Below are 14,009 nucleotides of genomic sequence, written 5' to 3'. Positions count from 1 at the left end.
CTTCGATTTCTCAGCGCCGTCGTCGGGTCGCGTCGTCCACCTCGCCGACCAGCTCCTCGATGATGTCCTCCAGGAACAGCACCGCCGTGGTCTCGCCGCGCGCGTCGCGCACCTGCGCGAGGTGACGGCTCGACCGCCGCATCAGCGCCAGAGCGTCCTCGAGATCCGTCGTCTCCGACACGGGCACCATGTGGTGGATCCGCTTGGCCGGGATCGGGGCGTTGGCGTGGGCATCGGCATCCGGCCCCTCCGCCTCGCGGAGCACGTCCTTGAGGTGCACGTAGCCGATCGGCAGCCCCGCGGCGTCGACGATCACGTAGCGCGAGAAGCCGTGCTTGGCGACAGCGCGCTCGATCTCGTCGGGCGTGGTGGTGTCGGGGAGCGTCACGAGCGCCGAGAGCGGCACGGCGGCGTCCTTGGCCTTCTTCTCGGTGAACTCGACGGCGGCCGTCACCGCGCCGGACGCGTCGTCCAGCACGCCCTCGATGCGCGACTGGTTGACGATCGTCGCGACCTCGTCGAGCGTGAAGGTCGAGGCCGCCTCGTCCTTGGGCTCCACGCGGAAGAGGCGGACGATGTGGTTCGCGATCCAGTTGAGCGCCACGATCACCGGGTGGAAGAGCTTGGACACCCATACCAGCGGTGTCGCGAGCATCAGCACGGCCCGGTCGGGCAGCGAGAACGCGAGGTTCTTCGGCACCATCTCGCCGAAGACGACGTGCAGATACGAGACCAGGAGCAGCGCCAGCGCGAAGGCGACCCCGCCGATGACGGCCTCACTCCACCCCGTCAGCGCGAGCGGCACCTCCAGCAGGTGGTGGATGGCCGGTTCGGACACGTTCAGGATGAGGAGGGAGCAGATCGTGATGCCGAGCTGGCTCGTGGCCAGCATGAGCGTCGCGTGCTCCATCGCGTAGAGCGCGGTCCTGGCGGCGCGCGATCCCTTCTCCGCCAACGGCTCGATCTGCGAGCGCCGCGCGGAGATGACCGCGAACTCGGCGCCGACGAAGAACGCGTTGAACAGCAGCAGCACGAACAGCCATGCGATTCCCGCCCAGTCGTTCATCGCGACTCACCCCCGTCCAGTCCGGCACGGACCGCCTTCTCGGCGTCCTCCGACATCGGGTGCGGCACGAACTTCACGCGGTCGACCCGTCGCCCGTCCATGCGGTGGACGGTCAGCACGCCGTCCTCGATCTCCACGGTGTCACCGGCGACCGGGATGCGCTCCAGGGTCGACATGATGAAGCCGCCGACGGTGTCGTAGACGTCGCCCTCGGGCACGCGGATGCCGGTGCGGTCGCGCAGCTCGTCGGGGCGCAGGTCGCCCGGGAAGGTCACGGCGTCGGCACCGCGGACGATGCCCGCGCGGCTCCGGTCGTGCTCGTCGAGCACTTCGCCGACGATCTCCTCGACCAGGTCCTCGAGCGTGACGACCCCGGCGGTGCCGCCGTACTCGTCGACCACGATCGCCATCTGATAGCCCCGGGCACGCAGCTCGGACATGAGGCCGTCGAGGTGGACGGCCTCGGGCACGCGCAGGGGCTCCTCGGCGATGGCCGCGGCCGGCACGTCGCCGCGGCGGTCGCGGGGCACGCTCACCGCCTGCTTGAGGTGGACGATCCCGGTGATGTCGTCCATCGACTCGTCGTAGACGGGGAACCGACTGTGGCCGGTGCGGCGCGCGAGCTGGATGACGTCCTCGACGCTGTCGCCCGCGGCCACGGCGTGGACGCTGGGACGCGGCGTCATGACGTCGGCCGTCGTCAGGCGCGCGAAGGTCAGGGTGCGGTCGAGCAGGGAGGCGGTGTCCTCCTCGAGGAGGCCCGCGCTCGCCGAGCGGCGGACGAGGCTCGACAGCTCCTCGGCGGTGCGCGCCCCCGACAGCTCCTCCTTGGGCTCGACGCCCATCGCCCGCAGCACGCCGTTGGCGCTGCCGTTGAGCACCGTGATCGCGGGCCGGAAGACCGTCGTGAACACCGTCTGGAAGGGGATCACCAGCTTCGCGGTCTGCCGCGGCACGGCGAGCGCGAAGTTCTTGGGGACGAGCTCGCCCAGGATCATCGAGAAGATCGTGGCCACGGAGATCGCGACGATCGTGGCGATCGGCCGCGACACCGACGCCGGGATGCCCCAGGCGGTGAAAACGGGGTTCAGCAGGTTCGACAGCGCCGGCTCCATCGTGTAACCGGTGAGGAGCGTCGTCAGCGTGATGCCGAGCTGCGCACTCGAGAGGTGCGTCGAGGTGATCTTCAGCGCGCTGATCGTCATCGACAGCCGGGACTCGCCCGCGGCCTGCCGCTTCTCGAGCTCCGCCCGATCGAGATTGACCAGGGCGAACTCGCTGGCGACGAAGAGGCCGGTGCCGATCGTCAGGAGGAGCCCCACGCCCAACATGACGTAATCCATCACGCATCACCCCCGCTCATGCGGGAAGAGGGTCGGTGGGGCGAATGTCTACAACTGGGAGGGTCGTCCATCGTGCCGACGATTCTACGGCATGCCCCTCCGTGCCGTCCCGCGGCCTCCCGCCTCCGTCATGTCCCACATTCGGTCGCTTCGACCCTGCCGAGACGACCGGAAGTGGGACAAGGTCCACCGGAAGTGGGACAAGGGGACGCAGCCCTCACCAGCTGACCGGGAGCGCCTTGCCCTCTTCGTAGCCGGCGGCGGACTGCAGGCCGACGGTCGCGCGCTCGTGGAACTCGGCGACCGTCGAGGCGCCGGCGTACGTGAACGAGGAGCGCACGCCCGAGGTGATCATGTCGACGAGGTCCTCGACCGAGGGCCGGAGCGGGTCGAGATAGATCCTCGACGACGAGATGCCCTCGGCGAACAGCTCCTTGCGCGCCCGCTCGTAGGGGTCGAGGCGGCCGAAGCGCCCGTGCACCGCCTTGGTCGACGCCATGCCCCAGGACTCCTTGTAGACGCGTCCCTCGGCATCGGTCTGCAGCTCGCCGGGAGCCTCGATCGTCCCCGCGAACCAGGAGCCGATCATCACGGAGGCCGCGCCCGCCGCGAGGGCGAGCGCCACGTCGCGGGGGTAGCGCACCCCGCCGTCGGCCCACACGTGGGCGCCGAGCTCCGCGGCGGCCTGCGCCGTCTCGAGCACGGCGGAGAACTGCGGGCGGCCGACGGCCGTCATCATCCGCGTGGTGCACATCGCCCCGGGGCCCACGCCCACCTTGAGGATCGACGCCCCGGCGTCCACGAGGTCGCGCACCCCCTCGGCGGTGACGATGTTGCCCGCGGCGATCGGGATGCCGAGGTCGAGCGCGGCGACCTCGCGCAGGGCGCGGAGCATGCCCTCCTGATGCCCGTGGGCGGTGTCGACCACGAGCACGTCGACCCCGCCGTCGGCGAGCGCGCGCGCCTTGGCCGCCACGTCGCCGTTGATGCCGACGGCCGCGGCGACGATGAGGCGCCCGTCCGCGTCGACGGCCGGGCGGTACAGCGTCGAGCGCAGCGCCGTCCGCTGCGAGAGCGTGCCGACCAGGTATCCGTGGTGGAGGACGCACACCGTCTCGGCCTCGGCGGCGACGATGAGGTCGAACGCGTGCCGCGCGTCGGTGACGTCATCGGCGTCGATCGACGCCGCACGGCCGCGCGCGAGGTCGCCCAGACGTGCATCGGGAAGCGCGGTGCCGAGCCTCGTCGCGGGGATGACGCCGCGGATGTCGTCGATGTGGACGCGGCCGTCCCGCTCCTGCGCGACCACGATGCCGTGCCCCTCGGTGGCCGGCAGCAGTCCTGCCGCGTCCGCGACCGTCGCCTCGGGCGGGAGCACGAGCGGCGTGTCCCACACCACCGGCTGCGCCTTCACCCAGCGGATCGCGGCGTCGATGTCCTGGAGCGGCATGTCCTGCGGCAACACGCCCAGTCCGCCGCGGCGGGCGAGCGTGGCGGCCAGCCGGGCGCCGGTGACGGAGTTCATGTTCGACGCGACGAGGGGGATCGTCGCGGTGGAGCCGTCGCCGGGCGACAGATCGACGTCCAGTCGGCTCGTGACCCCCGAACGGCGCGGCACGAGGAACACATCCGAGTACGTCAGGTCCACCTGGGGTCGCTCTCCGGAGAACTGCATGAGTCCACGGTACCCACTCCAGCGGCCTGTGGATGGGGTGGGGGATGCCGCGGAAGCCGCACGGCGCGGTTATTCCTGGGATACCCTTGACAGTCGTGCGCATGCGCCACGATCCGGGCCTGCGCACCATCTGATCTTCACCGATGAAAGCAGGAGAATCGTGTCCAGCCAGGTGACCGGCGTGGGAACATCGAGCGACGGCGAATTCGGAGCCAACGAGTGGCTCGTCGCGGAGATGTACGAGCAGTACACCCAGGACCGCAATTCGGTCGACCAGGCCTGGTGGCCGATCCTCGACGCCTACAAGCCCGACGCGGGCGAGCCGGCGGACGCCGCCGCACCGGCCGCCCCGGCGAACGACGCTCCAGCGGCCGCCCCGGCAGCACCCGCGGCCGACGCGGCCTCCCCCGCAGCCGACGCCCGGCCGGTGACCGCCCCGGTGCCCGTGATCGGCGCGCCGCCCGTGGCGCGCACGACCGCACGGCCCGCGTCGCCCCAGCCCGTCCCCGCCCAGGCGCCCAAGTCGGCGCCGTCGGCGCCGCAGACCGCCGGCGAGGACGTCGTGACGACCCTGCGCGGCATGCCCAAGGCCCTCGCCGCCAACATGGACGAGTCCCTCACGGTGCCGACGGCCACGAGCGTGCGGACCGTGCCCGCCAAGCTCCTCATCGACAACCGGATCGTCATCAACAACCACATGTCGCGCACCCGCGGCGGCAAGGTGAGCTTCACCCACCTCATCGGCTGGGCGCTCATCCAGGCGCTGAAGGCGTTCCCCAGCCAGAACGTCTACTACGCCGAGGTCGACGGCAAGCCGTCGGTGGTCGCGCCCGCCCACATCAATCTGGGCATCGCGATCGACCTCCCCAAGCCCGACGGCACGCGCGCCCTCATGGTGCCGAGCATCAAGCAGGCGGAGTCGCTGACGTTCAACGAGTACCTCGACTCCTACGAGGACCTCGTCCAGCGCGCCCGCGCCGGCAAGCTCACCGCGGCGGACTTCCAGGGCACGACCGTCTCGCTCACCAACCCCGGCGGCATCGGCACCGTCCACTCGGTTCCCCGCCTCATGCGCGGGCAGGGCTGCATCGTCGGCGCCGGCGCCCTCGAGTACCCCGCCGAGTTCCAGGGTTCGAGCGAGAAGACGCTCGTCGAGCTCGGCATCGGCAAGACGATCACCCTCACCAGCACCTACGACCACCGCGTCATCCAGGGAGCCGGCTCGGGAGAGTTCCTCAAGATCGTCCACGAGCTCCTCACCGGCGGGCGGGGCTTCTACGAGTCGATCTTCGCGGCGCTGCGCATCCCGTACGCGCCCATCCACTGGGCCGGCGACATCAACGTCGACATCGCCGAGCGGGTAGACAAGACCGCGCGCGTGCAGGAGCTCATCAACTCGTTCCGCGTCCGCGGCCACCTGATGGCCGACATCGATCCCCTCGAGTACGTCCAGCGCACGCACCCCGACCTCGAGATCGAGTCGCACGGCCTCACCTTCTGGGACCTCGACCGCGAGTTCGTCACGGGCGGGTTCGGCGGCCGTCGCACCATGAAGCTGCGCGAGATCCTCGGCGTGCTGCGCGACTCGTACTGCCGCACCATCGGCATCGAGTACATGCACATCCAGGACCCGGGCCAGCGCAAGTGGTTCCAGGACAACGTCGAGGTCAAGTACCAGAAGCCCGGCCACGACGAGCAGCTGCGCATCCTCGACAAGCTGAACCAGGCGGAGGCGTTCGAGACGTTCCTGCAGACCAAGTACGTGGGGCAGAAGCGCTTCAGTCTCGAGGGCGGCGAGTCGCTCATCCCCCTGCTGGACGAGATCCTGCAGGGCGCGGCGGGCGCCGGCCTCGACGGCGCCGCCATCGGCATGGCCCACCGCGGCCGCCTGAACGTGCTGACCAACATCGCCGGCAAGACCTACGGTCAGGTGTTCCGCGAGTTCGAGGGATCCGTCGCGATCGGCTCGAAGAGCGGGTCGGGCGACGTGAAGTACCACCTCGGCACCGAGGGCACCTTCGTCTCCGACGCCGGGGCGGAGCTCCCCGTGTACCTCGCCGCGAACCCGTCGCACCTCGAGACGGTCGACGGCGTGCTGGAGGGCATCGTCCGCGCGAAGCAGGACCGGATGCCCATCGGCTCGTTCTCGTGGCTGCCGATCCTCGTCCACGGCGACGCGGCCTTCGCGGGTCAGGGCGTGGTGGTCGAGACGCTGCAGATGTCGCAGCTGCGCGGCTACCGCACGGGCGGCACCGTCCACGTGGTCGTCAACAACCAGGTCGGGTTCACCACGCTCCCCCAGGACGGCCGCTCGTCGGTGTACTCCACCGATGTGGGCAAGACCATCCAGGCGCCGATCTTCCACGTCAACGGCGACGACCCCGAGGCCGTCGTCCGCGTCGCCGAGCTCGCGTTCCGCTACCGCGAGGAGTTCCACCGCGACGTCATCGTCGACCTCGTCTGCTACCGCCGCCGCGGGCACAACGAGGGCGACGACCCATCGATGACCCAGCCCCTCATGACGAACCTCATCGAGGCGAAGCGCTCGGTGCGGCGCCTGTACACGGAGTCGCTCGTCGGCCGTGGCGACATCACCGAGGAGGAGTACGAGAAGGCCAAGCAGGACTTCCAGAACCGCCTCGAGATCGCCTTCGCCGAGACCCACGCGGCCGAGACCGGCTCCACCGGCATCGTCACGCCGTCGACCACCGTCGACGTGGCCGTCGGCGAGCCCGAGACGACCGGGGTCTCCGCCGAGGTCGTGGCCCAGATCGGCGACGCGTTCGTCAACCGGCCCGAGGGCTTCACGGTCCACTCGAAGCTCCAGCAGCTGCTCGACAAGCGCAACGACATGAGCCGCAACGGCGGGATCGACTGGGCGTTCGGCGAGCTCCTCGCGTTCGGCTCGGTCCTGATGGAGGGCACCAACGTCCGCCTCGCCGGCCAGGACGCGCGACGCGGCACCTTCGTCCAGCGCCACGCGGTGATGCACGACCGCGTGAACGGCCAGGAGTGGCTGCCGCTGGCGAACCTGGGCGACAACCAGGGCCGCATCTACGTCTACGACTCGCTGCTGAGCGAGTACGCGGCGATGGCGTTCGAGTACGGGTATTCGGTCGAGCGCGCCGACACCCTCACGCTGTGGGAGGCCCAGTTCGGCGACTTCGCCAACGGCGCGCAGTCGGTCATCGACGAGTACATCTCGGCGGCCGACCAGAAGTGGAGCCAGCAGTCGAGCGTCGTGCTCCTCCTCCCCCACGGCTACGAGGGCCAGGGACCCGACCACTCGTCGGCCCGCATCGAGCGCTACCTCCAGCTGTGCGCGCAGGACAACATGACCGTGGCGCGGCCCTCGACGCCGGCCTCGTACTTCCACCTGCTGCGCCGCCAGGCCTACGCGCGTCCGCGACGCCCCCTGATCGTGTTCACGCCCAAGGCGATGCTGCGCCTGCGCGGGGCCACCAGCCCGGTGGACGCCTTCACCACCGGTCGGTTCGAGCCGGTGCTCGACGACGACCGCGGCGTCGACAAGGGCGCCGTGCGCCGCGTGCTGCTGCACTCGGGCAAGATCCACTGGGACCTCAAGGCGGAGCTCGAGAAGAACCCGAACCCCGGCGTCGCGCTCGTGCGGCTGGAGCAGTACTACCCGGCGCCGGTGGACGAGCTGAACGCCGTCCTCGACACGTATCCCGACGCGGAGCTGGTGTGGGTGCAGGACGAGCCCGAGAACCAGGGCGCCTGGCCGTTCATCGCCCTGGAGGTCGTCAAGCACCTCCGCGGGCGCACGATCCGGCGCATCTCCCGCGCGGCGGCCGCATCGACGGCCACCGGCTCGCCGAAGGTGCACGCGATGGAGCAGGCGACGATCCTCGAGTCGGCGCTGAGCCTCTGAACGCCGTCGCGGTGGCCGTCAGCGTGTGAGGCGGCCGCCGACGCGGCGCATGGCGGTGACGACGACCGCCGCCGCCGCGAGGCCGAGGGCGGGCAGGAGCGAGGCCCACGCGAGCGCCAGCATCCCGGCGCACAGCACCGCCGCGACGACCGCCATCCACCAGCCGGGCGACGCGTGCGGGAGCAGCCGCACGGCGGCGACCATGCCGACGGCGTAGATCGCCACCATGCTGCTCGTGTGGACGAGGATGAACGGCGTCAGCTCCAGCCCCGTGGCGACCATCAGAGCGAAGTACAGCGCGGTCACGGCGCCCGTGAGCGCCAGGGCCCGACGCGGGATGCCGCCATGCTCCACTCCGGGTGAGAACCAGCGCGGCAGGTCGCCGTTGTCGGCCAGCGAGGCACCCAGTTTGGCGAAGGCGGCCAGGTAGGCGTTCAGGACCCCGAGAGCCACGATGGCGGCGATGATTCCCACCGCGATCGGGCCGAGGCGCGGCGACCCCAGACGGGCGAGGTCGAGCAGGGGGACCTGACCCTCCCCGGCCCGGGCGCCGAGCGCGCCGACCGTGACGACCTGCAGGATCAGGTAGCAGGCGCCGGTCACAGCCAGGGCGATCGCGGTGGCTATCGGGATGTCGCGGCGGGGCCGGGCGAACTCGCCGGAGATGTGGGTGCCCACCTCCCACCCGGCGAAGGCCCACACGAACATGCTCACCGCCGTCGCGACGCCCGCCCAGCCGTGGGGCAGGAACGGGGTCAGCCGCGCCGGATCGACCGACGGCGCGCCGAGCCCCACGACGAACACCACGACGGCCAGGAGGAGCGCGGTGAGGACGAACTGGACCGATCCGGCCACCCGCACCCCGAGGGCGTTGAGGACGAACGGCGGAACGAAGATGGCTGCGGCCAGCAGCGGGACGACGACGCGGTCGACACCGAGTGCGGCGACGACGTACTCGGCGCCGAGCACGCTGACCACCGGCGCGCCCGCGCAGACTCCGAACAGGAACCAGTACCCGGTCATGCGGGCGGCGGTCGCTCCGAGAGCGCGGCGCACGTAGCTGGCGACCCCGCCGGGGTCGGGATAGCGGGCGGCGAGCACGGCGAACACGCCGGCCAGCGGCACCGACAGGCCGAGAACGGCGACGACGGCGAGAATGCTCCCCGGCCCTGCCACGCCGGCCGTGAGACCGGGCAGCACGAGCAGGCCCGTGCCGAGGACGGACGCGACGTACAGCGCCGTACCCTGGACCAGCCCGATGCCGCCGCGGGAGGCTGCGGGCGTGTCGGCGGCGAGGCGGTCGGAGCTCATGCCACCATCCTGTCCAGCACCCCCGACTCCCGGCTCGCGGAAAACGGTCGTCTCGGTGCGCATTCCTGCCAGCACCGCCCCACCACCCAGACAGGACCGACATGGACGTCGCGCTGCTCGTGAACCCGGCCGCCCGCTCGGGCGCCCACTCGGATGCGGCCGAGCGCGCCGCCGCGCGGCTGCGCGGTGCGGGGATGCGCGTCGGGGTGATCTCGGGCGGCAGCGCCGCCGACTCGTCGGCGCTCCTTCGCGCCGCATTGGAGGTGGGGACCGATGCGGTGCTCGTCGCCGGCGGTGACGGCACGGTCAACCTCGCCATCCAGGAGCTCGCCGGCACGGGCGTTCCGCTGGGGGTGATCCCGGTGGGCACCGGCAACGACCTCGCCGCGGCGGTCGGCCTGCGGGAGCTGCACGCCGACGCGGCGGCCGACGCGGTGATCGCGGGCCGGACCCGGCGCATCGATCTGGCCCGCGCGACACGGGCAGACGGCAGCAGCCGGCTGTACGCGACCGTGCTGGCGAGCGGATTCGACGCCAAGGTCAACGACCGCGCGAACGCGATGCGCTGGCCGCGCGGACACGTCCGGTACGACATCGCCGTCCTGGTGGAATTCCTCCGCCTGCGGGATCTCCCCTTCCACGTCGAGCTCGAGCAGGCGGATGGGAGCACCGAGATCATCGACGGCCCGCTGCTGCTGGCCTCCGTCGGCAACGGCCCCACCTACGGCGGCGGCATCCCGATCTGCCCGGGCGCCGTCCTGGACGACGGCCTGCTCGACGTGACGCTCGTGCGTCGGGCCGGGCGCGTGACCCTCCTGCGCCTGCTCCGCCGCGTGTACGCCGGCACCCACGCGGACTCGCCGCACGTGACGATCCGGCGCGCGCGTGCCGTGCAGGTCTCCTCACCCGGGAGGACCGCCTACGCCGACGGCGACCCGATCGGCTCGCTGCCGATGCGGGTCGAGGCCGTTCCGGCCGCCCTCTCGGTCTTCACCGCCTGAACCGGGGAGTTCTCCCCATCGTGGTCCCCGTGCGGCGTTCCTAGGATGGACACGAGCCAGGAGGAGGACCGATGGCCGGTGAAGGCGTAGACATTCCGCTCGAGTCGATGGCGGAGCTGAGCGAGGCGCTCGGCGCGATCATCGCGGAGTACGAGAACGCGTCGTCGCGCACCCACGCATTGACCGAGGCGATCGGCCGGCCGCAGGGCCGCGGCTCGCTCCAGTCCGCCGCGGAGGACTTCGAGGCCAAGTGGGACGACAAGCGCGAGACGCAGCGCCGTCACCTCGAGGAGATGAAGAAGCGCCTGGACGAGGCGCGGGAGGACTGGGAAGAGGCCGACGCAGAACTGGCCCGCAGCATGGAGGCATCGGAGTAATGGCTCACGACGGCTACTGGTACCAGCGGGAGAACATGCCCGCGACGGCGGACGGGCGCGACATCGAGCGGATCGACGGCGAGCCCTCGCCCATCCGCCGGCGCGGCGAGGACATCGTCGAGCAGGGCGAGATGATGCGGTCGGCGGCGCGGACGCTCGAGCTCTTCGCCGACGGCACCATCGGCAGCGGCGAGTCGTTCGAAGCGGTGCGCGAGCAGGCCAAGGAGGTCTACGCCGACCTCCGCACGGCCGGCGAGCGGTATCTGCCGAGCGGTCGTGCGCTGGTGCGCTACGCGACGGCGCTGGAGACCGTGCAGTCGGCCACCGACAGCCTGGTCACCCAGGCCGCCTCGGCGTGGGACCGCGTCAACGAGGCCTCCCGGCGGCTCTCGGCCGCCGAGGGCGACCAGCAGGAGTGGGACTGGAACGAGAACCACGACGTCGAGCAGACGGGCACCCGCCCCTCCAGCGGCGCGGAGCAGAGCAGCTTCGACGCCGCCCTCCAGACCTTCGAGACCTACCGCGGGCAGTACGACGCGCCGGTGGCCCGATGGGAGGCGTCGTACGACTCCACGCTCTCGAGCCTGCAGGGCGCCAACGAGGACGGCGTCTCCGACGGGTTCTGGGACGACGCCATGCCGTTCGTCGAGGGGCTGCTGACCGTGCTGATGTGGGTGGGCGTCGCACTCATCATCGTCGCCTTCGTGGTCACCGGCCCCCTGGCGGCGATCGCCGCCGCGCTGGCGGTCATCGTGGGCGTGATCTCGCTGCTCGGCGAGCTCGCGCGACTGTCGACGGGCCGCGGCAGCTGGCAGGAGGTCGCGCTGTCGGCCGTCGCCATCCTCCCGTTCGGCAAGCTCGCCGGTCTCGGCCGGCTCGGCTCGTTCGCCTCGGCCGGCGCGCGGTTCCCGCGACTGTCGGGCACGGTGCGGCTGTTCGCCTCCGAGTTCGTCGACGCCCGCAACGCCTTCCGCGCCCTCGACGGCGTCCTCGCCAACCGGATGCCGCAGCTGTTCGTGCGCGGCACGCCCCACGGGCTCAACACGCGCAACATGTTCCGGCTCTTCTACTCGCCGGTCATGGTCAAGGAGACCTTCGCCCTCACCGGCAGCTGGGGCAACGGGTGGCGCGCACTGGCGGGCTTCGCGCCCGGCCGCATGCCCCAGAGCCTCACCGAGGCACTGGGCGGCGCCGCCCAGGCATACGCGACCGTCATGCCGACCCTGGTCAGCGTGGCCAAGTCGTTCGACTGACGGTCCCCGTAGACTCGATCACCGTGCCTCTCGCGTCCGCCGTGCCCCCCGTCTCAGGATCGGAGCCCCGTGTCTCTGCGTGCTGAACTGGTCGAGCCCACCGCGGGGCTGCCCGGATTCGCCCTGGTGCTGCCCGACGGCTGGGGGGCCTTCGATCCCGACCCCGAGGTGCTCCGCGCGCGCGCCGAGCAGTCGCTCGGGCGCCTGTCGGCGGCTCAGCGGACCGCCCTCCGCCCCGTGATCGACGAGGTGTTCGCCTCCGCCCGACGCGGTGGTGCGGACCTCGTGCGCCTGTTCGCCCAGGCCGACGTGGCGGAGACGGACTATCTGCCGGTCTCACTCGTGGCGGCACGCATGGACGCGCCGGGAGGACGCAGCCTGGCCGAGGCGGGCCGCCACCTCATCGCCACCCGGGGTGCCGCTCCACTCGACGACGGTGCCACGATCCTGCGCTGGACGCAGACGTCCACCGCCGGATTCTCCGACGGCGCGGCCGAGATCCTGACGATCAACTACCTGCTCCCCGCCCCCGGCACCGAGCACCGCGGTCTGCTGTTCCAGGCCAGCATCCTCGCCTCGGCCGGCGGTGTCACCGTCGACCAGACCGGTGTCGCGACGATGAGCGCGCTGTGCGACGCGATCGTCGCGACCGTCCGCTGGAAGCGCGATGCCTGAGCTGTCCGTCGAGGCCGACCCGCGCCTGTGGTCGGTCGTGCCGGCCGAGGCCGATGCCGAGGAGTGGCTGCGGGCGCTCTTGGAGGGCAGGACCGATGAGCAGTCGGCGCGCATCCTGCTGGCGGCCGATCTGGCCATGACCGCTCGCGAAGCCGCCGGCGACGCGCTGGTGCTCCTGCTGTGCGAGCCGGTGTCGGGCCTCTACGCGACGCTGGGGTTCATCGTCACCGACGCGCCGGCGTTCTCCGACCGCGGTCGCGCCGAGGAGCTCGCCCTCACGGTGACGCCTTCGCCGTGGCCGCCGACCACGACGGCCCTGCCGGAGGGGCCGGTGTCGGGATGGCGGGTCACCGTGCTCTTCTCCGACGACGACCAGCCCCCGACGGCGGAGCCCTCTCCGGCGACGACGCTCGGCTGGGTGCGGACGACCTATGTGCTCGATCTGCACGGACGGCTGGCGGTCGGCCAGCTGTCGCCGCTGAGCCCCGAGGCGGGCGCGGTCGCGATGGCGCTCACCGAGCAGCTCCTGCCCACCCTCGAACTGGAGAGCCGATGACCGAGCCGCACCCCCTGGCCGCCCGCGCCGCCGAGGTGCGCGACGAGCTCGTCTCGCCCGGCACCGCACACCGCGAGCTGATCGAGTACGCGGTGCTCACCGTCGCCGGGCTCGACGGCCTGCGCGACCGGCTCGTGACGGAGTCCAATGCGGTCGCGGCCCGCGCCCGCGGACGGGTGACCGCACTGCTGCGCGAGCGCTTCGGCGGACGACGGCCGCAGCTGAGCGGCTGGCACTCGCTGCTGGTCTTCCTGCTCACCTTCGCCCCGGTGGCGCCGATCGCGCTCCTCGCGTCGCTGCGGCTCGGGACCGACGGCACGGAGCCCGCGGCGGCCGTCGCCACCGCGGTGATCGGGCTGCTCCAGCTCGCGGTGGCGCTCAGCGTCGCCGGCAAGCCCGTGGTGCGCAGCACCCTGTTCCAGGCGCAGGTCTCGGTGGTGCTGGTGGTCGGCGTGGCCGTCGTCGGCGCCGCGATCACCGCAGCGCCCCTGCCCGCGCTGTTCCTCACCGGCGCGGCCGGCTCGGTCGCGGCCGTCCTCGTCTATCTCTGGGGTCGGCGCGATCGCGAGCGGACGCAGCTCATCGACGACGGCCTCGAGACCGCGTACCTGGACGTCAGCGCCGAGGTCGCCGCCGAGCGCGCCCGCCTCCTCGACGGCGCGGCGCGAGAGCTGCGCGAGGCCGGCGTGGACGTCGACGGGGTCAAGGCTCTGCGGACCTCGGCGCTCGCGCTGCTGCGCTCCACGGGCAACCCGGCCGTCGACGACGATCCGGACGCCATCCCCGGCGCCTACCTCATCCTCGGGCACACGAGCGCGTGGCTGCCGCCGACCCACCGGGACCGCGGCGAGGCCTGAGGA

The 14,009-nt window shown here is 71.8% G+C and carries 11 protein-coding genes; 7 read left to right on the top strand and 4 right to left on the bottom strand.

Annotated elements, in window-relative coordinates; genetic code table 11:
* Nucleotides 1-10: 10 nt before the first annotated feature.
* From ACPWUT_RS03895 to ACPWUT_RS03885, 3 genes are all read right to left on the bottom strand, one after another.
* Nucleotides 11-1,066 (bottom strand): hemolysin family protein, encoded by a 1,056-nt coding sequence (locus ACPWUT_RS03895; RefSeq protein WP_425840826.1) that lies wholly within the window; start codon nt 1,064-1,066, stop codon nt 11-13.
* Nucleotides 1,063-2,409: a hemolysin family protein gene (locus ACPWUT_RS03890; protein WP_284529857.1), complete on the bottom strand. Its 1,347-nt coding sequence runs from the start codon at nt 2,407-2,409 to the stop codon at nt 1,063-1,065. Before ACPWUT_RS03890 ends, ACPWUT_RS03895 begins: the two co-directional genes overlap by 4 nt.
* Before the next feature lie 217 nt (nt 2,410-2,626).
* On the bottom strand, nt 2,627-4,084 hold the full coding sequence (locus ACPWUT_RS03885; RefSeq protein WP_284529856.1) for a GuaB1 family IMP dehydrogenase-related protein: 1,458 nt from the start codon (nt 4,082-4,084) through the stop codon (nt 2,627-2,629).
* 160 nt (nt 4,085-4,244) lie between these two features.
* Here ACPWUT_RS03885 and ACPWUT_RS03880 point away from each other — a divergent pair, with 160 nt between their 5' ends.
* A complete protein-coding gene (locus ACPWUT_RS03880) occupies nt 4,245-7,976 on the top strand; it encodes a multifunctional oxoglutarate decarboxylase/oxoglutarate dehydrogenase thiamine pyrophosphate-binding subunit/dihydrolipoyllysine-residue succinyltransferase subunit (RefSeq protein ID WP_425840822.1) in 3,732 nt (1,243 codons plus the stop codon).
* An 18-nt stretch (nt 7,977-7,994) separates the two neighbouring features.
* On the opposite strand, the gene ACPWUT_RS03875 is transcribed toward ACPWUT_RS03880, so the two are convergent.
* Nucleotides 7,995-9,287: an APC family permease gene (locus ACPWUT_RS03875; protein WP_425840819.1), complete on the bottom strand. Its 1,293-nt coding sequence runs from the start codon at nt 9,285-9,287 to the stop codon at nt 7,995-7,997.
* A gap of 101 nt (nt 9,288-9,388) precedes the next feature.
* Between ACPWUT_RS03875 and ACPWUT_RS03870 the strand changes: the two genes are divergently transcribed.
* From ACPWUT_RS03870 to ACPWUT_RS03845, 6 genes are all read left to right on the top strand, one after another.
* Complete coding sequence (locus tag ACPWUT_RS03870; RefSeq protein WP_425840816.1) at nt 9,389-10,288, top strand: diacylglycerol kinase; 900 nt, start codon at nt 9,389-9,391, stop codon at nt 10,286-10,288.
* Nucleotides 10,289-10,359: 71 nt separating this feature from the next.
* Nucleotides 10,360-10,665: a hypothetical protein gene (locus ACPWUT_RS03865; RefSeq protein ID WP_425840813.1), complete on the top strand. Its 306-nt coding sequence runs from the start codon at nt 10,360-10,362 to the stop codon at nt 10,663-10,665.
* On the top strand, nt 10,665-11,918 hold the full coding sequence (locus ACPWUT_RS03860) for a hypothetical protein (RefSeq protein ID WP_284529851.1): 1,254 nt from the start codon (nt 10,665-10,667) through the stop codon (nt 11,916-11,918). The genes ACPWUT_RS03865 and ACPWUT_RS03860 overlap by 1 nt, the downstream gene beginning before the upstream one ends.
* Nucleotides 11,919-11,987: 69 nt before the next feature.
* On the top strand, nt 11,988-12,593 hold the full coding sequence (locus tag ACPWUT_RS03855; RefSeq protein ID WP_425840810.1) for a hypothetical protein: 606 nt from the start codon (nt 11,988-11,990) through the stop codon (nt 12,591-12,593).
* Entirely contained in the window at nt 12,586-13,149 is a 564-nt protein-coding gene (locus tag ACPWUT_RS03850) for a hypothetical protein (RefSeq protein WP_425840807.1), read from the top strand. Before ACPWUT_RS03855 ends, ACPWUT_RS03850 begins: the two co-directional genes overlap by 8 nt.
* Nucleotides 13,146-14,006: a hypothetical protein gene (locus ACPWUT_RS03845; RefSeq protein ID WP_425840804.1), complete on the top strand. Its 861-nt coding sequence runs from the start codon at nt 13,146-13,148 to the stop codon at nt 14,004-14,006. Before ACPWUT_RS03850 ends, ACPWUT_RS03845 begins: the two co-directional genes overlap by 4 nt.
* The last annotated feature ends 3 nt before the right edge of the window (nt 14,007-14,009 follow it).

It is taken from the genome of Microbacterium sp. PA5, assembly GCF_049860775.1.
Lineage (GTDB): Bacteria > Actinomycetota > Actinomycetes > Actinomycetales > Microbacteriaceae > Microbacterium.
This window is presented reverse-complemented; position numbering and strand designations above follow the sequence as displayed.